Source organism: Natronococcus sp. CG52 (assembly GCF_023913515.1).
Classification (GTDB): Archaea; Halobacteriota; Halobacteria; order Halobacteriales; family Natrialbaceae; genus Natronococcus; species Natronococcus zhouii.
Genome location: NZ_CP099391.1, coordinates 2,742,712 through 2,766,240 on the forward strand (window position 1 = coordinate 2,742,712; position 23,529 = coordinate 2,766,240).

At 65.9% G+C, this 23,529-nt stretch carries 23 protein-coding genes and 1 pseudogene; 12 read left to right on the forward strand and 12 right to left on the reverse strand.

Features of this window, described 5'->3' with window-relative positions; genetic code table 11:
• Positions 1-21 precede the first annotated feature (21 nt).
• The 4 genes from NED97_RS13840 (at position 22) to NED97_RS13855 (ending at position 4,519) form a co-directional block, all read left to right on the forward strand.
• Positions 22-1,044: an amidohydrolase family protein gene (locus NED97_RS13840; protein ID WP_252487606.1), complete on the forward strand. Its 1,023-nt coding sequence runs from the start codon at positions 22-24 to the stop codon at positions 1,042-1,044.
• 249 nt (positions 1,045-1,293) lie between these two features.
• A complete protein-coding gene (locus NED97_RS13845) occupies positions 1,294-2,082 on the forward strand; it encodes a DsbA family protein (RefSeq protein ID WP_252487607.1) in 789 nt (262 codons plus the stop codon).
• A gap of 377 nt (positions 2,083-2,459) precedes the next feature.
• Positions 2,460-3,848, forward strand: a complete 1,389-nt coding sequence (locus tag NED97_RS13850) for a hypothetical protein (RefSeq protein ID WP_252487608.1) — start codon at positions 2,460-2,462, stop codon at positions 3,846-3,848.
• A 155-nt stretch (positions 3,849-4,003) separates the two neighbouring features.
• Positions 4,004-4,519, forward strand: a complete 516-nt coding sequence (locus NED97_RS13855) for a universal stress protein (protein ID WP_252487609.1) — start codon at positions 4,004-4,006, stop codon at positions 4,517-4,519.
• On the opposite strand, the gene NED97_RS13860 is transcribed toward NED97_RS13855, so the two are convergent.
• Positions 4,512-5,450 carry a biotin--[acetyl-CoA-carboxylase] ligase gene (locus tag NED97_RS13860; RefSeq protein ID WP_252487610.1) on the reverse strand — a complete coding sequence of 313 codons (939 nt, stop codon included), beginning with the start codon at positions 5,448-5,450 and terminating at the stop codon, positions 4,512-4,514. The genes NED97_RS13855 and NED97_RS13860 overlap by 8 nt on opposite strands.
• A 205-nt stretch (positions 5,451-5,655) precedes the next feature.
• Here NED97_RS13860 and NED97_RS13865 point away from each other — a divergent pair, with 205 nt between their 5' ends.
• The gene (locus tag NED97_RS13865; protein ID WP_252487611.1) at positions 5,656-6,156 is read left to right on the forward strand and encodes a hypothetical protein; all 501 of its coding nucleotides are present in this window, start codon (positions 5,656-5,658) and stop codon (positions 6,154-6,156) included.
• A 78-nt stretch (positions 6,157-6,234) separates the two neighbouring features.
• Here the strand turns inward: NED97_RS13865 and NED97_RS13870 are convergent, their stop codons facing one another.
• Both NED97_RS13870 and NED97_RS13875 read right to left on the reverse strand, forming a co-directional pair.
• The gene (locus NED97_RS13870) at positions 6,235-7,215 is read right to left on the reverse strand and encodes a tyrosine--tRNA ligase (protein WP_252487612.1); all 981 of its coding nucleotides are present in this window, start codon (positions 7,213-7,215) and stop codon (positions 6,235-6,237) included.
• 562 nt (positions 7,216-7,777) lie between these two features.
• Positions 7,778-8,068 (reverse strand): HalOD1 output domain-containing protein, encoded by a 291-nt coding sequence (locus NED97_RS13875; RefSeq protein WP_252487613.1) that lies wholly within the window; start codon positions 8,066-8,068, stop codon positions 7,778-7,780.
• Between the two features lie 146 nt (positions 8,069-8,214).
• Between NED97_RS13875 and NED97_RS13880 the strand changes: the two genes are divergently transcribed.
• The gene (locus NED97_RS13880; RefSeq protein ID WP_252487614.1) at positions 8,215-8,877 is read left to right on the forward strand and encodes a hypothetical protein; all 663 of its coding nucleotides are present in this window, start codon (positions 8,215-8,217) and stop codon (positions 8,875-8,877) included.
• Here NED97_RS13880 and NED97_RS13885 read toward each other — a convergent pair.
• Together NED97_RS13885 and NED97_RS13890 are read right to left on the reverse strand one after the other, a co-directional pair.
• Positions 8,874-9,653: a 4-phosphopantoate--beta-alanine ligase gene (locus NED97_RS13885; RefSeq protein WP_252487615.1), complete on the reverse strand. Its 780-nt coding sequence runs from the start codon at positions 9,651-9,653 to the stop codon at positions 8,874-8,876. The two genes, NED97_RS13880 and NED97_RS13885, sit on opposite strands and share 4 nt — an antisense overlap.
• A gap of 52 nt (positions 9,654-9,705) precedes the next feature.
• Positions 9,706-10,533, reverse strand: coding sequence for a pantoate kinase (locus tag NED97_RS13890; RefSeq protein ID WP_252487616.1), 828 nt, complete (start codon positions 10,531-10,533; stop codon positions 9,706-9,708).
• 207 nt (positions 10,534-10,740) lie between these two features.
• Between NED97_RS13890 and NED97_RS13895 the strand changes: the two genes are divergently transcribed.
• The 3 genes and pseudogenes from NED97_RS13895 (at position 10,741) to NED97_RS13905 (ending at position 14,035) form a co-directional block, all read left to right on the forward strand.
• The gene (locus NED97_RS13895) at positions 10,741-12,138 is read left to right on the forward strand and encodes a hypothetical protein (RefSeq protein ID WP_252487617.1); all 1,398 of its coding nucleotides are present in this window, start codon (positions 10,741-10,743) and stop codon (positions 12,136-12,138) included.
• A gap of 181 nt (positions 12,139-12,319) precedes the next feature.
• Positions 12,320-13,378: pseudogene (locus NED97_RS13900) on the forward strand (cation:proton antiporter domain-containing protein); the annotation flags it as partial.
• A gap of 42 nt (positions 13,379-13,420) precedes the next feature.
• Positions 13,421-14,035 (forward strand): NAD-binding protein, encoded by a 615-nt coding sequence (locus NED97_RS13905; RefSeq protein WP_252490630.1) that lies wholly within the window; start codon positions 13,421-13,423, stop codon positions 14,033-14,035.
• Positions 14,036-14,052: 17 nt separating this feature from the next.
• On the opposite strand, the gene NED97_RS13910 is transcribed toward NED97_RS13905, so the two are convergent.
• Positions 14,053-15,321 (reverse strand): cation:proton antiporter, encoded by a 1,269-nt coding sequence (locus NED97_RS13910; protein WP_252487618.1) that lies wholly within the window; start codon positions 15,319-15,321, stop codon positions 14,053-14,055.
• A 90-nt stretch (positions 15,322-15,411) separates the two neighbouring features.
• On the opposite strand from NED97_RS13910, the gene NED97_RS13915 reads away from it, so the two are divergent.
• Positions 15,412-15,966 carry a hypothetical protein gene (locus tag NED97_RS13915; protein WP_252487619.1) on the forward strand — a complete coding sequence of 185 codons (555 nt, stop codon included), beginning with the start codon at positions 15,412-15,414 and terminating at the stop codon, positions 15,964-15,966.
• 24 nt (positions 15,967-15,990) lie between these two features.
• On the opposite strand, the gene NED97_RS13920 is transcribed toward NED97_RS13915, so the two are convergent.
• From NED97_RS13920 to NED97_RS13930, 3 genes are all read right to left on the reverse strand, one after another.
• The gene (locus NED97_RS13920) at positions 15,991-16,476 is read right to left on the reverse strand and encodes an SHOCT domain-containing protein (RefSeq protein WP_252487620.1); all 486 of its coding nucleotides are present in this window, start codon (positions 16,474-16,476) and stop codon (positions 15,991-15,993) included.
• 240 nt (positions 16,477-16,716) lie between these two features.
• Positions 16,717-18,021, reverse strand: a complete 1,305-nt coding sequence (gene aspS, locus NED97_RS13925; protein WP_252487621.1) for an aspartate--tRNA(Asn) ligase — start codon at positions 18,019-18,021, stop codon at positions 16,717-16,719.
• Between the two features lie 69 nt (positions 18,022-18,090).
• Positions 18,091-19,440, reverse strand: coding sequence for a cytochrome P450 (locus tag NED97_RS13930; RefSeq protein ID WP_252487622.1), 1,350 nt, complete (start codon positions 19,438-19,440; stop codon positions 18,091-18,093).
• A 209-nt stretch (positions 19,441-19,649) separates the two neighbouring features.
• On the opposite strand from NED97_RS13930, the gene NED97_RS13935 reads away from it, so the two are divergent.
• Positions 19,650-20,321: a helix-turn-helix domain-containing protein gene (locus tag NED97_RS13935; RefSeq protein WP_252487623.1), complete on the forward strand. Its 672-nt coding sequence runs from the start codon at positions 19,650-19,652 to the stop codon at positions 20,319-20,321.
• Between the two features lie 62 nt (positions 20,322-20,383).
• Positions 20,384-21,193: an SIR2 family NAD-dependent protein deacylase gene (locus tag NED97_RS13940; protein ID WP_252487624.1), complete on the forward strand. Its 810-nt coding sequence runs from the start codon at positions 20,384-20,386 to the stop codon at positions 21,191-21,193.
• Between the two features lie 43 nt (positions 21,194-21,236).
• Here NED97_RS13940 and NED97_RS13945 read toward each other — a convergent pair whose 3' ends face one another.
• The 3 genes from NED97_RS13945 to NED97_RS13955 form a co-directional block, all read right to left on the reverse strand.
• Positions 21,237-21,443, reverse strand: a complete 207-nt coding sequence (locus tag NED97_RS13945; protein WP_252487625.1) for a hypothetical protein — start codon at positions 21,441-21,443, stop codon at positions 21,237-21,239.
• A gap of 289 nt (positions 21,444-21,732) precedes the next feature.
• The gene (locus NED97_RS13950; RefSeq protein WP_252487626.1) at positions 21,733-22,431 is read right to left on the reverse strand and encodes a phosphoglycerol geranylgeranyltransferase; all 699 of its coding nucleotides are present in this window, start codon (positions 22,429-22,431) and stop codon (positions 21,733-21,735) included.
• A gap of 68 nt (positions 22,432-22,499) precedes the next feature.
• On the reverse strand, positions 22,500-23,258 hold the full coding sequence (locus NED97_RS13955; protein ID WP_252487627.1) for a class I SAM-dependent methyltransferase: 759 nt from the start codon (positions 23,256-23,258) through the stop codon (positions 22,500-22,502).
• Positions 23,259-23,529 lie beyond the last annotated feature (271 nt).

A 23,529-nucleotide genomic window follows, 5' to 3' on the forward strand; every position in this document is an offset into this window, starting at 1 on the left:
CCGCCCCGCGAACACACCAGTATGGAACGAACGGGGACGATTCTCCGCGGGCGGGAACTCGAGCCCGTCGAGGGACGGATCGTGATCGACGAGGAGGGGCGGATCGAAGCCATCGAAGAGGAGTCGGTCGAGAGTTCGGACATCATTCTGCCGGCGTTCGTCAACGCCCACACCCACATCGGCGACTCGATCGCGAAGGAGGCCGGCGGCGGCCTCTCGCTCGAGGAACTGGTCGCCCCGCCGGACGGGCTGAAACACCGACTCCTGCGCGAATCCTCTCGAGAGGAACTCGAGAGCGCGATGCGTCGGTCCCTGCGGTTCATGCAGCGAGGGGGGACCGCCGTCTGCCTCGACTTTCGCGAGGGCGGCGTCGAGGGCGTTCGCATGCTCGAGGCGGCAGTCGAGGGGCTCGAGATCGACGCGCTGTCGTTCGCTCGCGGATCGGTCGACGCGATGGAAGCCGGCGACGGGTTCGGTGCGAGCGGCGCAAACGACGCCGATTTCGACAGCGAGCGCGCCGCGACGCGGACGGCCGGGAAGCCGTTCGGCATTCACGCCGGCGAGGCCGACGCGAGCGACCTCAACGCCGCGCTCGATCTCGACCCCGACTTTCTGGTCCACGTCGTCCACCCCGAGCCGATCCACCTCGACCGGATCGGGGACAGCGAGATCCCGATCGTGGTCTGTCCGCGCTCGAACCTCGTGACGGACGTCGGCTTCCCGCCCGTCTCCGAACTCGACGAGCGGACGACGCTCGCGCTGGGAACCGACAACGTGATGCTCAACTCGCCGTCGATGTTTCGGGAGATGGAGTTCCTCGCGAAATGTTCCGACCTCCCGGCCGAGACGATCCTCCGGATGGCGACGATCAACGGCGCCGAGGTGGCCGACCTGGAGTACGGCCCGCTCGAGTCGGGGCGGACCGCCCGCTTCGCGGTACTGGACGGCGACTCGGACAACCTCGCCGGCGCACGGGATCCCGTGCGGGCCGTCGTTCGACGCGCCGGCGTCGACGACGTCACGGGTGTCGTGCTCGAGCCCTGACGTTCCCGCGGAGGTGGGACGGCTCCGACCTCTCGTACCGGTTTCGGACCGGACGTCGGCAGGAGCGCCGTGAGAACCGTTCGCTCCGTTCCGACGGGTGTGCAGAAACAGAGTGGAATAGATTATACACCCGCTAAGATGCCGATTACCCCCTTTGTAGTAATTCCGTATCTCGAGTAAGGAACGGGTATGACGAAGAGCGAGCGAACGCGACGACGAGTACTACAAGTTGGCGGAGGGACAACTCTGGTGGGACTATCCGGCTGCGTCGGATTCCTCTCCGACTCGTCGGAGGGGGACGAGACCACGCCTTCCTCGCCGGGTGGTGCCGGCTCGGACGGAACGAACGACGGGAACGAATCGCTCGACGAAACCGATGCGAACGGGGACGAACCCGACGAAGTCGAAGAACTCGAGGAACCCGAAACGGACGACCTCGAGGAGCCGGGGGGTGCGCTCGCGGAGATCCCGATTCCGGAGGAACCGGATTCCACGTATCCGCTCGTGGGTAGCGGCGACGCGCCGGTGACGGTCCGACTGTTCGGGAACTGGAAGTGCCCGTACACCAACCGGTTTCTGCACGAGGAGTTCGACGCGTTCGTCGACGAGTACGTCCGCCCCGGCACGGTCGACCTCGAGGTTCACGCCGTCGCCTACCGCGACGGGCGGGAGCTCTACGGAGAGGACGGGCCGCGAATGGCCCGTGCCGGTCTGGCGGTCTGGGAGCACGATCCCGAGCAGTTCTGGTCGTTCGTCGAGTACGTCCTCGTCAACGTCGGGGGGAGCGACTGGGCGACACCGGACCGTATCGAGGCCGTCGCACGCGAGGCGGGTGTCGACGACCCCGAACGGATCCGGGCTGCCGTCGAGGACGACGCGTACGAGGACCGAATCGAGAAGACGACTGAATACGTTCGCGAACTACCGGTGTCTCGCGTTCCGCGGATCAGCGTCGAGGGCGAACCCTACTCGCCGAACGCTCACCGGGAGGAACTCGACGAGGCGATCGAGGAAGCCGTCGAGAACGCGACCGAGTAGCCAATATCACCCGGAGTCACCGGCTGTTCTCGCTCTCGGCCGGTCGAGCAGTATGCCAGCGAGAAACGAGCCGTCGCTGGACGAACTGGACCCCCCTCGAGGAGATCGGCTGCGACGTCTGTAGTATCTCCGAGATGGTCGTCGAGACGCGGGGAGACGCTCGAGAGTGCCGGTATCGACGTGGGTCGAATCTTTACCGACGGTGGGAATCCGATGCGGTCGACGAGGAGCGACGATCCTCGGCCACGCCTGTCGTCTGCCCTCGCGAATTTTTCAGGACAGGTGAAGAAACCAGATAGCGTGTATATTTAACTGGCTTTCATATCTCTGGTCAACGGGTAACTGGATACTACGAAAAATGTAAGCTGTCGTTACAAATGACACGGAGAAGATTACTCGCGAGCCTGCTCGTATTGATCGTCGCCTTCGGAGCCGTTTCCGCCGTCGGAATCGGTGGAGCCGGAGCCGCCGAGGACGACAGCACAGCGGACGACGTCGCTGTTGAAGCCGCCGATTCGTATACGTACTATCTCGAGGCGGAATCCACCGTCGTCGTCGAGAACGATGGTGAGGTAGCTGACATTTCGAGTGCTGCCAACGGGTCCGGCGCGGTCGACGCCGAAAACGAGCGCCTGACCGAGACTCGGACGACGACCACCGACTCCGACGAAGCCGGGGACGAACACGAGGCGACGAGCTACCTCGCCGACGGTATCCTGTACGCCGACGGATCCCTCGGAGAGGAGTCCGAGTGGACGAAGATCGACCTCGAGGATGACGAGACTAACGCCGAGGCCGAGTTCGCACAGTTCGACCAGCTCGGACAGTACGAGCAACTCGAGGACGCCTCCGACGCCGAAGTCGTCGGCGAGGAAGAAGTGGACGGTACGGAGACGACCGTCGTCGAGTTCTCCCTCGACTGGGACGAGTACGCGGCCATGACGGCGGAGGACCTCGAGGCGAACGCTGACCAGTACGAGCAGGACAGCGAGGTCTACGCGGACGACTTCGACGAACTCGCCGACGAGTTCGACGTGACGGTGACGGTCTGGCTCGACGACGAGACCGACCAGCCGGTGAAGGCCGTTACTGACGCCTACCTCTGTGTCACTGGCGACTCCGTCGCCGAGAGTGACGGCGAGGTCGACGACACGTTCGACCGGATGACGGTGACCGCCAGCGAAACGATCTACTTCGACGACCACGACGAGAACGTGACCGTCGAACTCCCCGAGGACGCCGAGAACGCGACCGATCTCGAGGACCAGGTCGACGATGAGGTCGACTACGAGGACGACACCGGTGTCGACGATGATGACGCCACCGACGACGGTGCCGTAGACGAGGACTACGACGAGGACGGCGAGACCATCGAAGACGGCCAGGAGGTTGACGACGACGAGACGACCGTCGATGACGACGACGCTGCCGACGAGAACGAAACGGTCGTTGACGATGACGATGCCGTCGACGAAGACGAGACTACCGAAGAGGGCGACGCGCCCGCTGACGAGGACGACGCGGCTGATGACGACGACGCTACGGATGACGACGATGCCGCTGACGAAGACTACGACGAGGACGGCGAAACGATCGAGGACGGCGAGGAAGTCGACGAAGACGAGACCGGCGACGACGACGGCGACGCCGGCGACGAGGACCAGGCCGCCGGTGACGACGCCGGTGCTGACGGCGACATCGGTGCAGGTGAAGACTACGACCTCGACGACGACCGAACTGTCGACGACCTGCCGGTAGAGTGCTGAGCAGGAACGCCATCGACCACCAGTTCAGACGCCTTTTTTGATCGGAGCCGCCGAATCCGAGACCGCTCGGTCGAGTCTACTGTGAAGACCGGGCCGTAATCGGAGATTTTTACCGTAACGTTATTACGAACGCCATCCATGTTACGTGGTAACAGATGTACGATTGCATCCTCGTTCCGACGGATGGCTCACCCGAGGGCGAGCACGCACTCGAGTACGCGTTCGACCTCGCCCGCGCTCACGACGCGAAGATTCGGGCGATCTACGTCGCCAACGTCGCCAGTTACGGCGGGCTCCCGATGGAGACCGCCTGGGAGGGGATCGGCGACGCACTCCGATCGGAGGGACAAGAGGCAGTCGCACGGGTCGAGAAGCTCGCACCTCCCGACCTCGAGGTCGAGACGAAGGTTCTCGAGGGATCGCCGAGTCGCGTCATCGTCGACGAGGCCACCCCCGAAAACTGCGACCTCGTCGTCATGGGCACCCACGGTCGCGGCGGGATCGATCGACTGCTCCTGGGGAGCGTCGCAGAACGGGTCGTCAGGCGGGCGTCCGTCCCGGTGTTGACGGTTCGGGTCGGCGAGGACGGGTTCGAGGAGAACTCGGAGGGACAGCCCGCGGCGGCCGGCGAAGGCACGGCGGGGCCGTCCGACGCCGAACCGATCAAATAGGGCGCAGGTGCTCGCAGTCGCCGGCAGCCACCGTCACGCGTTCCTCGCCGGTGTCGACGACGAGCGCTCCCGAGTCGGTGACGTCGACCGCTTCGCCGACGATCTCGTCCGAGGGACGATCGACTCGAACGCGCTGGCCGAGCGTCAGCGCGAGGTCGCGCCAGGCCGGCACGACCGCCTCTAGATCGCTCCGGTAGCGGTCGAACTCCTCGAGCAGCCGCTGGACGAACGCGCGACGGTCGACGTCGCCGGCCTCGGCACGGACGGAGGTCGCCTCCGGCGGAAGCGCGTCGGCGTCGATATTGGCGTTGACGCCGATCCCGACGACGAGCCACTCGACGCGATCGGTCTCGCCCTCCATCTCCGTGAGAATGCCCGCGAGCTTCCGGTAGGAGCCGTCGTCGCCGACGGGAACGACGACGTCGTTCGGCCACTTGATCCGAGCGTCGACGCCGGCCTCCCGCGCCGCGCGCGCCGTCGCGACCGACGCCGCGAGCGTGTAGAGAGGGGTGCGGGCCGGCGCGATCTCGGGCCGCGAGACGATACTGAGCCAGACGCCGCCGGACGGCGATGACCACTCGCGCTCGAGGCGACCCCGGCTGCCGGTCTGTTCGTCCGCGAGGACGGCGACGTCGCTCGCGCCGTCGGTCGCCAGTTCGCGAGCGCGGTCGTTGGTGCTCCCGACCGACTCGTGGTAGTCGACCGAAAACGGCGCCTCGAGCCCGTACTCGACGGCCGGCCCGTTGTACGCCGCGACGTCGGTCAGTTCGTAGCCGGTCGGTCCGCTCTCGATCTCGAAGCCGGCCTCGCGAAGCGCCTCGATGTGCTTCCAGACGGCCGCCCGCGAAATCTCGAGGGAGTCGGCGACGTCGGGTCCCGACACCGGCCCGTCCGCGATTCGCTCGAGGATCGCCCGTCGCGTCTCGTTCATAGCCTCGAGAGGGAAGCCCTCGTACTTGAATCGGCGGGATCGGGTCGCGGTATCCGTCGAACCTGTCGGCGCGGGCGTTCCGGAGGCGATGATTCGCCCTCCTCGAGTCGAGTTTCCGATTGTCCTGCTTTCAGGGTGCGAGGAAGCGAACGACGAAACGGTACTCAGTCCAAACATTTTTTATTACGATTTGGTTACGAATATTGTGAACCGGCGGCAAATCCTCTCCGCGATCGGCGGCTTTTCGGTGGCACCTGCGGGTGGTTGTCTTTGGAGCAACGAGGAGCGAACCGACGCCATCGTGCGGGACGTGCGCGAATTTCTGGAGTCGGAGTCGGCATCCTCCGACGAGATACTCGTCCTGAGTGCGGACGAAGTCGAGGAGAGCGAGTTTCATCCGGGCGGCGTCTCCGTCGGACTCCGTCACGTCCTCCCGTTCACGACGGACGACGACCCGGCGGCGATCCGCGACGCGGTCGATTCGAACTCGTACCACGTCGCGGACGCGTGCCTGGAGCGGACCGACGAAATTCTGCGAATCGAGATCAACTCGTACGTACGGGACCCGGACAAAGAGGTCGCTCCCGAGGTGTCCTACGTCCACCTGCGGTGGGACGCGCTCGAGGAGGTCGACTGGACGGCCATCGGTCCCGCCGACGTTCCCGACAGCGTGACGCGCTACTGGTTCGACGAAACCCCGTTCTGAACCGCGCGAATCCCGGTCGTCGCCGCGAGTCCGCGCGTCTTACGGCTATCGGTCGAAACGATCCGTCGTCGGGGGTACTCAGCCCCGCAGTTCGCGCAGCTTCTCGCGACCCGGCGCGATCAGCTCGTCGAGGTACGTCGCGAGCGTCCCCTTCGCGTCCGCCGGATGAAGCTCGCCGGACTCGAGGTCCGCGGCCAGGCTCTCGTAGTCCTCGTAGGTGAGGTCGCCGCCGTACTTCTCGGGTCGCTCGACGACGATTTCCTCGAACCGCGGGAAAACGTGGTACTCGAACAGCTCGAGCACGGGGTTCTCGAGGTCGCCTTCCGGATCCCGCGTCGGCGGACAGAACGCCGAGTTGACCTTCTCCTCGAGTTCTTCGGTCGAATCCTCCATCGAGATCGTCACGCCCTCGCTCGAGGACATCTTCCCCTCGCCGCTGGTGAGGTCGGCGACGATCGGGGTGTGCAGACACGGCCGGGACTCGTAGCCCAGGTCGGGCAGTTCCTCGCGGTGGAGCATGTGGACCTTACGCTGGTCGAGTCCGCCGACGGCGAGGTCGAGGTCGAGGTACTCGATGTCGAGCGCCTGCATCAGCGGGTAGACGAGGTGGCTGACCTTCGCGGTCTCGCCCGACTGCAGTTCGGCCATCGCGCGCTGGGCGCGGTTCATCGTCGTCGAGAGCTCGAGTTCGTGGAGGTCGAGCGCGTACTCCTCGTCGAGCTGGAACGACGAACCGTAGACGAACTCCGTGTTTGCTTCGTCGAGACCGTACGCGACGAACTGCGCTTTCATCTGTTCGGCGGTCTCGCGGATCTCTTCGAAACTACCTTTGCCGTTGAGGTAGGCGTGGACGTCCGCGAGCAGGACGACGACCTCCATGCCGGCGTCCTGGAGGTCGATGAGCTTGTTTGCCGTCAGCAGGTGTCCCAGGTGGAGCACGCCGGAGGGTTCGTAACCGACGTAGACGCGCTTTCCCTCGGGATCCGCTGCGAGTTCGCGCACCTCCTCGTCGGTTACGATCTCCTCGGCGTTTCTCGTGATCAACTCGTAGGCGTCCATCTCTGTCTAATCGCATCCGTCGAACGGTTTTATACATAACGAGAGAGCCCACGGCTTTAGCCGTGGAATGAATCCGTCACTGCACCGTGGATTCGTGCGCCCAGACGACCGTGAGAACGAGTCGTTCGAGCGTTTGCAATGCGTACGAGAGCTACGCCGATTACAACGCGGTCGTCGGATGGAATCCGACGGGCGGCACAGTCGCGCAGCGACTTTGCGACGGTGAAAAATCGATTTGCGGTATCTCCGCTGTCAGAAATCGCAGTGCGACTTTCGAACGCAACCGAACTGAAGGCGACGGAGGCGCATCCTCGGGCGTGCGCTCGAATAGCGCGGGACTGGAGGCCCCGCGGAGCGTGCGAACGGGCGCGAAGCGCCCGTGAGCAGACAGCGGGATGACGAACGCGACCGGGAGTTACTCTCCCGTCGAGGAATCGGCCAGAACGGAATCCACGCTGAATCCCACGACTTCGGTCGCGGGTAGCTCAAAGTAACCGATCGACGCCGAGCGCAAGCGAACGGTCGCGGGCGCGAAGCGATCGCCGGCTGTTCCCGCCTTCGGCTAGCCGGCCGCCGATTGTGTACGGTTCGAAACCGTCGTCACGCCGTCTTGCCGGACGTGAAACTGGTATCCCTCGTAGGTGAACTCGAGCGACGCCTCGGCCTCCGCCTTCGGCGGCGACGAGAAGAGATTCGCGAGCAACTCGTCGACGCTGTAGTAGATCGGCGACAGCTCCGTCGGCTCTCGTCCCTCGAGGTTGGCGACGATTTCGACGATCTGAGCTGCCGGTGCGTCCTGATCCGTGTCGAGCGTCCGTCGAATAATTATCTCGTCGTTGTGAGTCGTATTCATCGGAGTGTCCTGATTGTCAACCAGTAGCTACGTAACCGTTCTACCGGCGTATTCACGCATCGTGCCCGCATGCGATTTCACAGGGACCGGCCGTGGCTCCTGCCTGCCGAACGTTCATACGGCTGTCGAGCTACCACTCCGGTCACATGGGTTACAGCGAGGACGTGATCAACGCCGCTCGGCGGAGCTTCTATCCGCAGATTCACTACCTCCTCCGGGGGTCGTTCGGCGGCTACGCCGTCAGCCATACCACCGCCGACGAGTACGTGCTGACCGCCCACTGTTCGGAGGACGCCCTCGAGTCGCTACTGGAACGGCTGGGCTTCTCGCGCAACCCGATCGCCGCGCTGAAGGTCCGGATGGACGGCAACACCGCCGAGGGATCGTGGGTGTGGCGCCCCTCGCCGCTCGCCTCCTCCCAGCTTCACATCGTGTTGCACGAACTCGAGGACGCCGAGGGCGTCGACGTCTACGCCCACTGGGAGTGTTCCTGGATCCGACATCCCTACAAGCACTACGTTGCACGCGGGTACGACGCCGAAAAGGGCGTCGAACTGGCCCGACGCCGGCTCGTCGGCGACGACGGAGAGACGCTCCGGGGCGACGACTGCGACATCGCCTACGAGATCGACACCTCGATCAGCCGCCGAGCGAGCGAGTACCTCTCGCTGTCGCACTACCGGGTGAAAGAAGCCGTCGCGTCGGTCCGCTCTCGCCTCCCGTTCGTCGAGAGCGGCGGCGGGAGTCTCGTCATCGAGCGCGAGGACGAACGCGACGCCGTCTCGCCGCGAATCACGGACGAGTTCTAGAGGTCACCGGTTCGGATTCGGGTTTCGGCCGCCTCGAGCGCCGCCTCCCGGTCGAACGTCTCGACGATCGCACGCAGTTCCGACTCCTCGGCACCGGCCAGGTCCCGCGCGTGAGCGGTCATGTTGGGCACCGCGCGGATGATGTTGTCGACGATCGGCACCTCCGCGACCTGCGGCGACCGCGAGAGCGGGTTGAGGTCGATCACGATCTCGGTCTTGCCCATCTCCTCGAGGGCCTCCGCGCGGTCGCCGTCCTCGAGCGGGACGACCACGACGTCGGCCGCGTGGATCCCGTCGACGTCGACTTTCGCGCGCTGGTGGTCGAGGTTCGGAATTCGGGCGTCGGCCTCGAGCCCCTTCACGTCCTCGGCACCGTGATCGCGCAGGTGATCGGCGATCGTCTCGATCCGCTCGGGCGTTCGGTTGAAGAGGTTGACCTCGAGGTCGGCGCCGGTCGCCTCGGCGAGGGCGACCATCTCGCCGGGGACGAGCGCCGCAACGTTGCCGTTAATCGAGAGCACGGGTCGCTCCGCGAGCAGGAGGTGGGCGGCGGCGACGCGTTCGGCTTCGTCGGCGCTCGGGATGGTCTCCTCGCCGAGCAGATAGTCGAAGGCGCTGCCCCGGCCCTCGGCGTGCATCCCCTGCAGGTGGGTGATCCCCTTCTCGACACCCTGCTCGATTCGGTGACGGGTGAGCAGGTCCTGGTATCTGGGATGGTCCTCCGGGATCTCCTCTTCGTGCTCGACCTCCGCGGAGACGGTGTCGTAGTCGGTCACGATCGGTGACTCGCGACCGCAGATAAAAAGCCGACCGATCTCCCGAACGCGGTCACTTGAGCACCGCACCGGCGGGATGAGTCGCACAGACCGACGGCTCGTAGCCGGCGTCGGACAGCCCGGTTCCCAGGGCGAACACGGTCTCGCCGAGCATCGCCATCGACGCCTGGCCGTCGACGGCACCGGCGTCCTCGATCGTCGCCTCGACGTCGGGAGTGAGGAGTTCGGCCTCGCGGGCGAACTTCCGGGAGGCGTACATCAGCGAGAGCAGCGTCGGCTCCTCGACGATCCGCGAGAGCGCCGTCTTCCCGGCGGTCGAGAGCCGTTCGGTGTCGCCCGCGAGCACGTCCGCCGTCGAGAGTTCGCCGAAGGTGACGTACTCGACGCGCGCTCGAGAGGGAATCGCGTCGAGTTTGTTGACCTGGGGCCCGCCCGGCTCGAGCCGGATCGGAACGCCACCCTGTGCCTGTGCGACGACGTCGCCGAGACCCGTCCCGGCCTGCACTTCGGCGCCGTGGGCGATGGTCACCAGCTCGTTTTGCGAGAGCTTCCGCTCGAAGGCGTGATTCGCCGCGAAGGCGGTGCCGAGCGCCATCGCTCCCGAGACGCCGAACCCGGCGCCGATCGGGAGCTCCGACTCGGCCTCGACGCGGGCCGACGCGTCGAGCGTCTCGAGCACTGTCGTCACCGGATCGATCTCGATCGGTTCGCCGTCGAGCACGACGGCCGGTTCGGTAGCAGGTTCGACCGTAACCTCGACGCCGTCGGTGAGCGTCAGCCCTGCACCGCGTGAACCGGCCTTCGTCGGATCGTCGTTCGGGTGCGTGCTGAAAAAGCCCGTAATGTGGCCCGGAACGAACGCCGTCGCCTCCTCGCGCATTACGCACCGGTTGCCGCTCACCCAGTATAACGTTGCAGGTTCGACACCGACGGATTCCGGTTCTGGCAAACCCAGGGTTGTGGCTTTTCCGTTCGGAAGCCGGTGTATCACACCATGAGCGTACAGTTCTCGTCGCCGATCGTCGCCGACCCGGCGGCCGACGGCCGTAACGAGAGTCGACCGTTCGAGGACGGGTGCGACTAGTCGATGGCGACAGGCTCCGAACCCGAGAGTTTCGGTTCGTTCTTTCGGCAGTACACGAAGACGTGGATGCACGCAGTTGCGACGGCCGGGCTCACCGCGTTCGGGACGCTCACCATCGTCCACCGCGGGTTCGTCGTCCTGGCGCTCGCCTCCTATATCATCCCGCCTATCGTCCTCTACCTCTCTCGAAAGCGGGGCGGCTCGAGCGACGACCCGAGGACGCCGACCGATGCAGCACTGGCCGACCGGGACGAAGCCGACGACGGACCGTCGTCGACATCGGACGCCGATTCGCTCGAGTCGTCGGCGGCGGAGGGCGAACCGGAACCCGTGACGGAAGCGGAGCCTGCGACCGAGCCAAAACCGACGGTCGAAACGAGAGGCGAACCAGCGTCGTCGGCCGAGCCGGAGGACGAGCCGACGACCGAAGCCGAACCGGAGAGGGAACCGGTGACCGAAGCCGAACCGAACGCCGAGTCGACCGAGTCGGCCATCGATTCGGACGCCGACGACGAATCCGACGCCGAGCCGAACTGGCAGCCAGTCGACGCGCCGACCGACGCGACCCTGCTCGACGCCGCGATCGCGTCGTCGGGTGCGATCGCCGTCGGCGACGGCGGGATCGTCCTCGAGCGCGACGACGAACGCTGGGACGTGCTCATCGAGGACGGCCCCGCCGCGCAGGGACAGACGCTCCGCGGCGTCGACGCGACGGACGACGGAGCGATCGCCTGGGTCGCCGGCGACGGCGGCGCAGTCGGTCGGTTCGACTGCTCGTCGGGTCGACACACGGACTACTCGGCGCCCGACGGGCAGACGAACAACCTCTCCGGACTCGCCGTCGCCGGATCGAGCGGCGACGAGACCGTCCTCCTGATAAACGGCTCGGGCGAGGTCATCCGCGGGCGCTACCGCGACGGCGATCTCGGCTGGGACGAGCCCGTGAAACCGGGGAGCGGCTCGAGCCTGAGCGACGCGACGCTCGTCGACGCGTCGGTCGGCTACTGCTGCGACACGAACGACGGCGTCTTCGAGACCGACAACGGCGGGCAGACGTTCGAGACGGTCGGGCTCGAGGGTGCCGACGGGACGCCGACCGGAATCGCCGCCGGCGAGCAGGGCGACTGCCACGTCTGTACCGACGCGGGCGTCGTCCACCGATTCGACGGCTCCACGTGGACTCCCGAACGAATCGGCGAGACGGCGCTGTCGGGGATCGCTCGAGCCGGCGAGCGACTCCTCGTCTGCGACGAGGCGGGCGATATCCACGAGCGCGCCGGACGGAGGGCCGAGTGGGAACGAGCCGACGTGAGCGCGAGCGCGGCGCTCGAGGCCGTCGCCGTCGGCGAGGAGCTGGCGGTTGCCGTCGGCAGCGAGGGAACACTGATCGAGCGACGATGATCCCGCAACGCGACCGCGGGACGTTCGCGGCCGCCGCTCGAACCCGCGTGACGGGAGTTACACACGAAACTCCCGAAACCGTCGGTTTGAAAACGACAATCGGGGTTCCCTCGAGTACGAGACCACCGGTGACGGCACGTTGCCGGCGTGTACTGCTATCGGAACTGTAAGTTGATTTGAAATGCCACTCGGAGGAATTGCACTCGCGGCCGACTTCGCCATCGTCATCGTTACAGCGACGGTGCTGAGCTACGCCGCCCGACGAACCGGACAGCCGACGCTGGTCGCGTACATTCTGACGGGAATCGTTCTCGGACCCGTCCTGCTCGGCGTCGTGACCGAAGAACAGCTCATCGAAGTGATGGCCGAACTCGGACTCGGATTTCTCCTGTTCGTACTCGGCATCGAGATGCGCTTCGATCGCATCAAGGACATCCTCAGACCGATCGTCAACATCTCGGCCGGGCAGACGCTTCTCTAGACCGCCGCGGCCTTCGGGATCGCGTTCCTGCTCGGCTTCCGCGGGATGGACGTAATTATCATCGCGCTCGCGACCGTCTTCGGCGCGACGCCGATCATCGTCAAACTGCTCGACGAGAAGGACGAGCTCAAGACGCTGCCGGGACGGATCGACATCGGCGTCCTCATCGTTCAGGACATCTACCTCGTGATCGTCCTCGCGCTGGTCGGGGCGGGTCTCGAGGGCGCAGCCGGCGAGATCCTCTTCGACGTGGCTCGCATCCTCGGGCTGATGGCAGCGATCGGTGCCGTCTCGTACGTCGCCTACCAGTACCTGCTCCCGACGCTGCTCGCGTCGGTCGCCAGCGACCGAAACGTCCTGTTCGTCGGACTGGCGTGGGCGTTCCTCCTCATCTTCGTCGCGGAGGCGCTCGAGCTCTCCGTCGAGGTCGGCGCGTTCGCCGCCGGTCTCGCGGTCGCCTCCGAGTACCCTCACGACGTCGAGATGGTCGACGCCGTCGGCTACCTCGAGGACTTCTTCACGCCGATAGTCTTCATCACGCTCGGCGCACTCGTCTCGATACCGACGGTTGAGACCCTCGGCATCGGCGCCCTGCTCCTGGTCGCCGTCTTCGTGCTCAATCCGACGGCCACCTACCTTGTGCTTCGCTGGCGGGGGTACGCCTCCCGGACGGCGACGCTGACCGGCTACAACCTCGATCAGGTGAGCGAGTTCGCGCTCATCATCGCGATCGAGGCACTGGTCGCCGGCATTCTCGTTCCGGAGCTGTTCGACGCGATCGTACTCGCGGCGATCGTCACCATGCTCGGCTCAACGGTCACCGAGCGCTACGCGGAAACCGGCTTTCAGCGCCTCGTCGAGCGCGACGTCTTCGAGAGCGACATCGAACGGGTGCGTCGGCGGAGCCGGGTGAGCGACGATCTCGCAGCCCACGTCGTCGTGACGGGCTACGACCGCGAGGGACAGCAGGTGGTCGAAGCCTGCGAGTCGGTCGATCAGCCGTACGTCGTCCTCGAGAGCGATCCGACTCGCGAGGAAACGGTCAAAGATCACTGCGAGAACTACGTCCTCGGTGACGTGATGACGACGTCGACGTGGACGGTCGCCAACGCCGAGGAGGCGGGACTGATCGTCGGCACCGTCGCCCGGGAATCCTGGGCGGAACAGATCCTCGCCCTCGATACCGACGCCGACATCATGGTGCGGGCGGTCGACGTCGAGTCCGGTGCGGACCTGCTCGAGCAGGGTGCGCTCTTCGTCGCGATTCCGGACGAACTGGCCGCCGAACGCCTCGAGGATCGGGTCGAGGCGGTGCTGACGGGCGAGGCGAGTCGAGAGGAGCTTCGAGCGCAAGGCGAAGAACGTCTCGAACGTGCCGTCGAGTACGGCCCGAGCGACGTCCAGCGGCTCCGCTGAAGAGCCGTTTCCACCGTTCAGCTATCGACGAGCCGATTCATCACCGGCGTCGCCAGGATACCGTGGCCGACGACCGAGACGAGGACGACGAGCCCGGCGATCGCCCAGAGCACCTCAGCCTTGCGAAACGGCGCGGCGTTCAATCCCCACGAGAGGTAGAAGAACGTCCCGATTCCGCGAATTCCGAAGGTCGATATGATCGCTCGCTTACGAAACGCGAGGTCGGAACCGAAAAAGCCGATCAGCCCCGCAAGCGGACGAACCAGAACGAGGATGCCGAGCGTGACGACGACCGCCTCGAGCGTGAGCGGCGCGAGCAGTCCGTCGGCGAGCGCGCCCCCGAACAGGACCATAATCGCGACCATCAGCAGGTGTTCGGCCATCTCCGCGACGCCGTGGAGCGCGTCGTGGTACTCGTGGCTGCGCTCGTACTCGCGGAGCGTCAGCGCGGCGACGAACACCGCGATGAAGCCGTAGCCGCCGACGAGTTCGACGGCCGCGAACGCGATCAGCGTTCCCGCGACGGCCTCGAGTCCCTGGACCGACCGCGAGAGCGGTGACTCCGCGGAGAACCGGAAGACGACGACGGCGACCAGCCAGCCGATGAGGACCCCGCCGATCACGCCGACGACGATCTTGTAGACGACGTAGACGAGGAGCCACTGGCCGAGCCACCGACTCGGCGCATAGCCGACGAACGTGAGGAGAACGGCCAGGTAGGTGAACGGAAACGCGAGCCCGTCGTTGAGACCCGCTTCGGAGGTCAGCGCGAACCGAACGTCGTCAGTCCCGTCGTCGCCGTCCGTCTCGCTCCCCGCCGAGTTCGACGGCGAGTTCCGGCCGGGCGGTCCGACCTGCACCTCGGAGGCGAGGACCGGATCGGTCGGGGCGATCGCTGCCCCGAGCAACAGCGCCGTCGGGAGCAGGAGTCCGGCGACGCCCCAACCCAGCAGCGCCGCGCCGGCGATCGACAGCGGCATCGTGACCGCGAGCAGCCGCGCCGTCGACGCCCAGGCGGGCCAGCCGACGCGACGGTCGATTTTCAGCCCCGCACCCATCAGCGCGACGATCACCCCGAGCTCGGTCAGCCGCTCGGCCTCGTCGGCGTGCTCGATCGGGTCGGGATAGGGCAGTTCCGGCACGAGCGTGAACGCGACCGCGCCCAGGACAAGGTAGAAGATCGGCAAGGAGAGCGCGCGCTCCTCGAGAATGCGCGTCAGCACGACGAGCGCGAGAATCGCGACTCCGGCGAGCAGCAGGCCGGCGACGAAGCCGTCGAAGACCATCCGTTCGCGATATCACCATCGGCTCCATAAACGAGAGACTTGCACCCGTCAGGGGGAGGCTTTTGACCCGGACGAGGATACGTCGGGAGGATGACCGCTCCGCCAGCGACCACCCGGCGGGCGCTCCTCGCGGCCGTCGGTTCGGTCGTCCTCGCCGGCTGCACCGTCGAACACGACGAGGGCTACGAGGAGGAACCGGAACCGGTCGAACACCACACCCCGGTGCAACATCGCCTCCCCGACCTCCCCGTACGCGAGTTTTCCGACGAGTACGAGGCCGGCATCGAAGCGGGACTCGAGGGCGACGTCGTCGATCTGGAGACGTTGCGGACGGCCCTCGAGGACGGCGGACTCGACGTCGACGGTCTCGTTCGCGAGCGCAACTATCTCTACCTCGAGTACCTCGGTGAGACGCCCGAAACCGGCGTGCTGTGGGAGGTCGGCTACGTCGCCGGCGCGTACGTCCCGTACGTGCTCGCGACCGACGATCCGGCCACGCTCGACGCGACCATCCTCGAGCGCGACGGGATCGACTTCGGCCGCTTCACCGGGTACGTAACCTGGGTTCGGTCGTTCGACGCCGGCGAGGAACCCCTCGAGACCTACGGCGAGCGCGTCCTCGAGACGTTGAAGACGAAGCGGTAGCGCCGCCGCTCGAGGGTCCCGCGGCTACGTCCGCTCGAAGTCGTACTCTTCGCGCTCGTCGTCGCGAGCGGTCGACGGCCCGGGACGGTCCAGCGACTCGGTCTCGAGCAGTCGCTCGAGTCGGTGGTCGAACTCCTCGTCGCTCAGTTCGCCGCGGGCGTACCGCTCGCGAACGACCTCGATCGAGTCGTCCGCTGCCGGCTGGCGCTCCGACGTCCGATCGGTCGCCCGCCGCCGTTCGTACAGTTTAACGAGCCCGATCGCGGCCGGAAGGACGCCCGCGAACCCGATCGGGAACACGATCCAGAAGTAGAGGTAACCGAGCGCGAGCAGCCCGAACGCGACCGTCAGGATCGCCCCGACCGTGATCCCGGCGACGATCCGCTCGAGCGGCGTTTCGCCGTCGACTCGGATTCCGCGCCCATAGGTGACGCTACACGGTCGACGAGAAAAAACGTGTGCCGCTCGAGGTGTCGTCCCGGTCTCGGATCGTCGGCCTCGCGCGCTCACATCGTACTTGAACCAGTCTTCGCTACCGGACTCGGCCGGTGCAACGCCGCGTCTCCCTTTCGTCGTCTGCCCGCTCGTCGGTCAACGGCGAGCCCTTCCGGGCACAGCGGATTCCGGTCCGGCGAAACTCCTTTCAGTCGTCTCGCTGGCTCTCAGCGTCTTCGCCTACGGGCTCAGCCGCTGCCGGTCCCGCAAGACTCTCACGTCGTTCGAGCCTTGCCGGCTCCCAGAGACTTCGTCCTACGGACTCAGTCTCTGGCGATCCCGCGGGAAGAGAACGGCCTCTCGGATGTTCTCGAGCCCGAGAATCGTCATGATCAGGCGCTCGCCGCCGAGGCCGAAGCCGGCGTGGGGCGGCATCCCGTACTTGAACATCTTGGTGTAGTACTCGAACTGGTCGGGGTCGAGACCCTGCTGTTCGAAGCCTTCGATGAGGTGCTCGTGGCGGTGTTCGCGCTGGCCGCCCGAGACCAGTTCCATTCGGGGGTGCATCAAGTCGAAGCCGGTCGAAAGCTGCTCGTCGTCGTCGTGGTCCTTGATGTAGAACGGCTTGACCTCGCTGGGCCAGTCCGTGATGAAGTAGTGGCCGCCGACGTCGTCGCCGAGGGCCTTCTCGGCTTCCGTCGAGAGGTCGTCTCCCCAGACCAGCTGCTCGTCGAGTTCGCCCGTCGCGTTGATGCGCTCGATGGCGTCCTCGTAGCTGATGCGCGGGAAGTCGCCCTCGGGAATTTCGAACTGTTCCTCGAGACCGAGCGCCTCGAGTTCCTCGCTGCAGTTTTCGGTCACCGCTTCGTAGGCGGCTTTGACGACGCCCTCGGCGACGTCCATGGCGTCGTCGGCGTCGCAGAACGCGCCCTCGAAGTCGATCGAGGTCGCCTCGTTGAGGTGGCGCGGCGTGTTGTGTTCCTCCGCGCGGAAGATGGGACCGATCTCGAAGACGCGCTCGACGTTCGAGCCGGCGATCAGCTGCTTGAACAGCTGCGGCGACTGGTTCATGAACGCCTCCTCCCCGAAGTAGGTGATGGGGAAGAGTTCCGTGCCGCCCTCGGTACCCGTCGCGACGATCTTCGGCGTGGTGATCTCCGTAGAGCGGAACTCGCGGAACTGCTCGCGGACCGCGCGCAGGATCTCCGCACGGATCTCGAAGATCGCCTGGACCTCGTCCTTGCGGAGGTCGAGCGTGCGGTTGTCGAGTCGCGTCGAGAGGTCGGCGTCGACCTTCCCCGAGGGGTCGAGCGGCAGTTCGGGGTCGGCGGGGGCGACGACCTCGAGCGACTCCGGCGTGACCTCGACGCCGGTCGGCGCACGGGGCTCCTCCTCGACGGCACCGGAGACCTTCACGACGCTCTCGCGCGAGACGTCCAGACCAGTCTCGACGAGGTCCTCGTCCATCTCGTCTTTCTCGAACTTGATCTGGATCTTGCCGGTCGCATCCCGGAGAATCAAGAAGGCGATGCCGCCGAGGTCACGAATCTCGTGGACCCAGCCAGCGACGGTTGCCTCGTCGCCGGGTTCGGCGTCGGCAGTGTAGGTTCTGTCCTGCATACCCCCCGATTCCCGTCGCCGGAACTTAAGCGCAATCGTTCTGGCTCGGCGACGAACGAGCCGTCACCGCTATCGCTCGCGGACGGTCATCGGTATCTCGTGTTTCGGACGGGCGGTGATCGTCGCCATCAGGTCGAGATCCTCGGTACCTGGGACGAGCTCGAGGTGATAATCCTGGTAGATCGTCGCGAGGATGAGTTGGGCCTCGAGCATCGCGAAGCGGTCACCGATACACCGGCGCGGTCCCGCCGCGAACGGGAAGTACGCCAGCTTCGGGAGGTCGGACTCCATCTCGTCGGTCCAGCGCTCGGGTCGGAAGGCGAGCGGGTCGTCGTACCACCGGGGGTCGCGGTGGACGACCCACTGGTGCATCCGGACCGTCGCTCCCGGCTGGATCTCGTAGCCGCCGACGATGTCGGGTTTGACGGGTTCGCGGACGATTCCCGGCACCGGCGGGTAGAGCCGCATCGACTCTTTGACCACTCGCTCCGTGTACGTGAGATCGGAGAGGTCCCGCATCGTCGGCGTCTCACCGCCGAGTTCCGTCTCGAGTTCGTCGACGAGCGTCTCCTCGACGGCGGGGTTCCGCGCGAGGAGATGCGACGTAAACGTCAGCGAGAGCGCCGTCGTCTCGTGGCCGGCGAGCAGCAGCGTCACCACCTCGTCGCGGATCTGCTCGTCGGAGAGCGTGTTCCCCTCCTCGTCGGTCACTTCGAGGAGCTTCGAGATGACGTCTCGGTCGGTCGGGTTCGCCCGCCGTTCCTCGATCAGCCGGTAGACGACCGCGTCGAGTTCCTCCCGCGCCCGCTGAATGCGCCGCCTGGAGAGAGTCGGTACCCGCGGCGGGAGGACGAGATGCGAGAGGCTCTCGGTGGCCAGCATGAACTCCTCGAGCGCCGAGCCGACGGTGTCGACGTACTCGTCGATGTCGACGCCGAACAGCGCCCGGGCGACGATCCGCAGCGTCACCTCCATCATGTCCTCGTGGAACAGCCGAGTCTGGCCGTCCGCCCACTCCTCGAGCGCGTTCTCGGTGAACGCGGTCATCATCTCGGCGTACTCCTCGATCCGGTCGGGGTTGAACGCCGGCTGGATGAGATGCCGATTCCGACGCCAGACCGCGCCTTCGCTGTTCAGAATACCGTTCCCCGTGACCGGTTTGAGAACGTGCTGGAAGCGATCCCCCTTGACGTAGTTCTGGTTGTTCTGGACGAGGACCTGCTCGATGTAGTCAGGGTGGTTGAGCTGATAGACGGGCCCGGTGGGGTCCTCCCAGTAGGCGATGTCGCCGTAGTCGCGAGCCGTCCGAGTCATGAAGCCGTACGGATCGCGGAGAAACGCGAGCTGATTCCCGACGATGGGAAGGCCGTCCGGTCCGGGAGGGTGCTCGTCGGTAACTGCGGGGGTGTCACTGCTCATCGGTACGTCGAACGACGAACGCCAGTCCCCTATGTCTGAACCCGATCATCACCGGTGTATTTAAGTTTGGATCGACAGCCGCTAGTAATGAGTGCCTGTGCAGAACGAACGAGGACCGACACACAGTCGGCTCGAGACCGAGAGGCGGGACGAGGCGGTCGACGATCGCCACGGACGGACGGGCGGTGGGCGTCTCGAGGGAGCCGACGATGAGATACGCGACGGTTACGCTGACGTGGAGCGGCCGACAGCTCACTCCCATCGACGAGATATTCGGCCACATCGACGGGGTTTCGGTCGAATCGATCCGGTACGTGAATCCGGTCGACGGGAACGAGGAGCGGTACGTCGAACTGCTCGAGTTGCGCGGCGACCTCGAGCGGGCGCGGAGGCTCCTCGCGGACGCCGAGGACGCGTTCGAGTTCGACGTCACCGGCAGCGACGGCCGCGGCCTCGCCTACGTGCAGTGTCGCAACGTTGGCCTCGTCGACGACCTCCTGTCGGTCCTCCGCGAACACGAGATCGTCCTCGACTGGCCGATGACCTACGTCGAGACCGATAGCGCCCGCGGGCTCGAGATCACGGCGATCGGCACGAGTCGGGCGATCCAGCGCGCGGCCGCGGATCTCCCCGACGGAATCGGGCTCGAACTCGAGTGCCTGGGCGAGTACGAACCCGGTCCCGACCCCGCAGCGACCCTGACCGAACGCCAGCGAGAGCTCTTCGAGGTCGCCGTCCGCGAGGGGTATTACGCGGTGCCCCGCGAGACGACCCACCGGGAACTCGCCGCGAAACTCGACCTCGCCCCGTCGACCGTCGGCGAACACCTCCAGCGCATCGAATCGAAGCTGGCCGCCGCCCACGCGACCTCGATAGACTGAGCCTCCTGAGCCCGCGGCGGGCTCCCACCTCGCTTTTACCGATTCGTCACGACCATCGCGATATGGACGACTTCGCAACCCTCGCGGACGCGATCCGGAATGCGGACACCGCAGTCGCTCTCACCGGTGCCGGCATCTCGGCGCCCTCCGGCATTCCGACGTTTCGCGGCGACGACGGCGTCTGGGAGCACTTCGACGAGGGGCAGTTCACCTACGGCCGGTTCCAGCGCGACCCCGAGGGGTTCTGGGAGGATCGCCTCGAACTGCAGGAGGCGATGTTCGGCGGCGAGTACGAGCCGAACGCGGGCCACGAGGCCCTGGCCGCGATGGAGCGAGACGGCCACCTCGAGACGGTTCTCACCCAGAACACGGACGGACTCCATCGGGATGCCGCCGCATCCGCTGTCGAAGGTGCCGAGACTGACGGAGGCGCCGACGGAGACGGTGAGGAAAACGACTCGAGCGTGCTCGAGATCCACGGCAACGCCCGCCGCGTCAGGTGTACCGACTGCGGCCGCCGGCGGGAGGGCGACCCGATCTTCGAGCGCGCCGCCGACGGCGAACTCCCGCCGACCTGCGACTGCGGCGGAGTCTACAAGCCGGACGTCGTCCTCTTCGGCGAACAGCTTCCCGGCGCGGTCATCCAGCGGGCGAAGTCGCTGGCCCGCGAGAGCGACGTCTTCCTCGCCATCGGCTCCTCGCTGGTCGTCGAACCCGCCGCGTCCCTTCCTCGACTTGCGGCCTCGAGCGGCGCGACGGTCGCCGTCGTCAACCTCGAGTCCACGCCGCGTGACGACGTCGCCGACATCGTCCGCCGCGAGGACGCAACGGAAGTACTCCCGCGGCTTCGAACACTCCTCGAGCCGCGGTGAGAACGAGAAGTGAGGGGTGCGGCGAGTTGTACGAGCAGCGGCCTCAGTCCCCGCTCTCGACCGAACTCACGAGTTCGTCGACGAGGATGTCCTCGCAGATCGTCGGCGGCATCGGTCTCCCGAGCGATTCGGTCGAGTCGATCGAGTGGCCCGTCTCGACGAAGTGGTCGACCGCCAGTTTCGACCGATCTCGTTCGGTGAGGCCGTCTTCGACGCTCGCGAACCACTCGCAGTTGTGACAGTACTTCATCGACACCGCGTCGTCGTTGCCGGGTCGGTTCGATCGGTGCGTCGTCGCAGTCCCGAGGGATCGACGCTCTCGTCGACTGTGATCTTCCGACCGACACCAATCAGCGACGGTTCGTCGTTCGAGGGTCGTGAGGAGGGCAGAATTGTCACTACCTGTGGAAAGTCGACGCGGTGTATAAGAATGTCGGACAGTATCATATTGACGTAATAGTAGCGGTCGAGGATTCAACTGACCGGCAACGAACTGGATGAGAGGCAATCTCCCCCTTTCGGGACGAGCGCTGCCGCGTTCAGGCGTCGTTGGCCGCCTCGACCGTCTCGCGGAGCGCGTCGACGCCCTCGTCGTGGGCGAGGTCGCCGACGACGACGACGTCCGCGTACTGGGCCATCGCGTACGCCGAGTCGTAGTCGTGGATGCCGCCGCCGTAGAACAGCGTCGACTCGTCGACGGCCTCGCTCGCGGCCTCGACGATTCTCTCGTCGCCGAGCATCCCGGAGTACTCGAGGTAGACGATCTCCTGGCCGAACATCCGCTCGGCGACTTTCGCGTACGCCGCGACGTCGTCCGCCTCGAGGTCGCAGTCGGCCTCGGTGAGCGTCGCCACGTCCGCCTCGGGGTTCATCACGATGTACGCCTCGGTCGTCGTCCGGTCCCAGTCGACGTCGTCGATTCGAACCCACTCCTTGTGCGCTTCCGTGATCCAGAACGGGGTGCCGGCGTTGAACACCGTGGGGATGAAGTAGCCCTCGAGCGCGTCGTTCTCGACGACGACGCTGGGGTTCGACGGCTCCTGGTAGAGCGGGACGTCGTGTTCGGCGCAGGCCTCGATGACCGCGGTCATGTTCTCCTCGGTCATCCCCATCGTGCCGCCGATCTCGATGGCATCGGTCCCGGTCGCACAGAGATCGCCGAAGGTGACGCCCTCGGGAAGCTCTTTGTCCGGATCCAGTTTGAGAACGTGATTCCAATCGGCCCAGGGAGCAGTCATACCGCCCCGTTTCCCGACAACTGGCAAAAGCGCTACGAAACAGGCGGCGCCCTGAGAGCCTGAACCGGCTACCGGTCGGCGATCCAGACCATCTCCTGAGCCGACGACTCGAGCGGCTCGTACTCGAAGCCGCCGTAAACCGTCCACGACGAGAACGGCGACTGACGGAAGAGCAACTCGAACTCCCGCCTCGAGACGAGCGCGATCCGCGCGTCGCGCTCGAATAGCTGCTCGCCGTCGCTCGCGAGCACCACCGATCGAATACGAGCCAGTTGCTCGACCTCGTCGATCAGTTCGGTCATCGTCCGGTGCGTGTACGTCTCTCCCTCGAGTTCGACCGTCGTCTCCTCCCACTCGCCGTAACCCTCGCAGATCACCTCGAAGTTCGGCGTGAAGACGTTGAGCGCGAGCCGACCGCCGGGCGCGAGCGCGTCGTGAATCCGCTCGAGTGCCGCCAGCTGTTCCTCGACCGTCGTCAGGTGGAGAAACGCGCGGAAGGGAACGATCACGAGGGCGTACTCCCGATCCTGTCGAAACGAGGTGACGTCGGCTTCCCGGACGCTCGGCTCGAGGCCCTCGACGGCCGCCTTCTCTCGAAGCACCTCGAGCATCCCGCTCGAGACGTCGATACCGTCGGCGTCGACGCCGGCGCGGAGCAACTCGAGGTAGACGCGACCGGTACCGCAGCCCACCTCGAGGACGGGGCCGTCGGCCTCGTGGGCGAGGTCGACGTAGAACTGCACGTCTTCCTCGACGACGCCCGCCTGCTGGCCGTAGGCGGCATCGTAGAACGCTGCAAAGTCGTCGTAGTACTCCGACGAATCCATACGGCAAATGTCGAGACGATAACTAAAAAGCTACCCCCGGTCTGTCATTTAGACTCGATCCGGGTCGAACGATATTTTCTCGGCCCGACAGTGACAGTGTTCGCACCTGTTCACAGACGTGTGAACTCGTGCGCCGGTATTATTCTGCGAGAGAAAACCACGCTTGCACACGAACGACCGAGGGGAATCGACGGACGGAACGACCTGGCCGGGCGGCGGTCCCTCGGCGGCGAGACGGTGGTTTCGGGCACTCGTCGAGGCCGTCGACGAG

Coding starts and splice junctions, on each gene's coding strand:
- NED97_RS13890 (WP_252487616.1), bottom strand. CDS start 10,533: ATGCGCGAGGAGGCGACGGCGTTCGTTCCGGGCCACATTACGGGCTTT.
- NED97_RS13895 (WP_252487617.1), top strand. CDS start 10,741: ATGGCGACAGGCTCCGAACCCGAGAGTTTCGGTTCGTTCTTTCGGCAG.
- NED97_RS13935 (WP_252487623.1), top strand. CDS start 19,650: ATGAGATACGCGACGGTTACGCTGACGTGGAGCGGCCGACAGCTCACT.
- NED97_RS13855 (WP_252487609.1), top strand. CDS start 4,004: ATGTACGATTGCATCCTCGTTCCGACGGATGGCTCACCCGAGGGCGAG.
- NED97_RS13850 (WP_252487608.1), top strand. CDS start 2,460: ATGACACGGAGAAGATTACTCGCGAGCCTGCTCGTATTGATCGTCGCC.
- NED97_RS13950 (WP_252487626.1), bottom strand. CDS start 22,431: ATGACTGCTCCCTGGGCCGATTGGAATCACGTTCTCAAACTGGATCCG.
- NED97_RS13840 (WP_252487606.1), top strand. CDS start 22: ATGGAACGAACGGGGACGATTCTCCGCGGGCGGGAACTCGAGCCCGTC.
- NED97_RS13905 (WP_252490630.1), top strand. CDS start 13,421: ATGCTCGGCTCAACGGTCACCGAGCGCTACGCGGAAACCGGCTTTCAG.
- NED97_RS13955 (WP_252487627.1), bottom strand. CDS start 23,258: ATGGATTCGTCGGAGTACTACGACGACTTTGCAGCGTTCTACGATGCC.
- NED97_RS13940 (WP_252487624.1), top strand. CDS start 20,384: ATGGACGACTTCGCAACCCTCGCGGACGCGATCCGGAATGCGGACACC.
- NED97_RS13930 (WP_252487622.1), bottom strand. CDS start 19,440: ATGAGCAGTGACACCCCCGCAGTTACCGACGAGCACCCTCCCGGACCG.
- aspS (WP_252487621.1), bottom strand. CDS start 18,021: ATGCAGGACAGAACCTACACTGCCGACGCCGAACCCGGCGACGAGGCA.
- NED97_RS13945 (WP_252487625.1), bottom strand. CDS start 21,443: ATGAAGTACTGTCACAACTGCGAGTGGTTCGCGAGCGTCGAAGACGGC.
- NED97_RS13875 (WP_252487613.1), bottom strand. CDS start 8,068: ATGAATACGACTCACAACGACGAGATAATTATTCGACGGACGCTCGAC.
- NED97_RS13880 (WP_252487614.1), top strand. CDS start 8,215: ATGGGTTACAGCGAGGACGTGATCAACGCCGCTCGGCGGAGCTTCTAT.
- NED97_RS13860 (WP_252487610.1), bottom strand. CDS start 5,450: ATGAACGAGACGCGACGGGCGATCCTCGAGCGAATCGCGGACGGGCCG.
- NED97_RS13915 (WP_252487619.1), top strand. CDS start 15,412: ATGACCGCTCCGCCAGCGACCACCCGGCGGGCGCTCCTCGCGGCCGTC.
- NED97_RS13870 (WP_252487612.1), bottom strand. CDS start 7,215: ATGGACGCCTACGAGTTGATCACGAGAAACGCCGAGGAGATCGTAACC.
- NED97_RS13910 (WP_252487618.1), bottom strand. CDS start 15,321: ATGGTCTTCGACGGCTTCGTCGCCGGCCTGCTGCTCGCCGGAGTCGCG.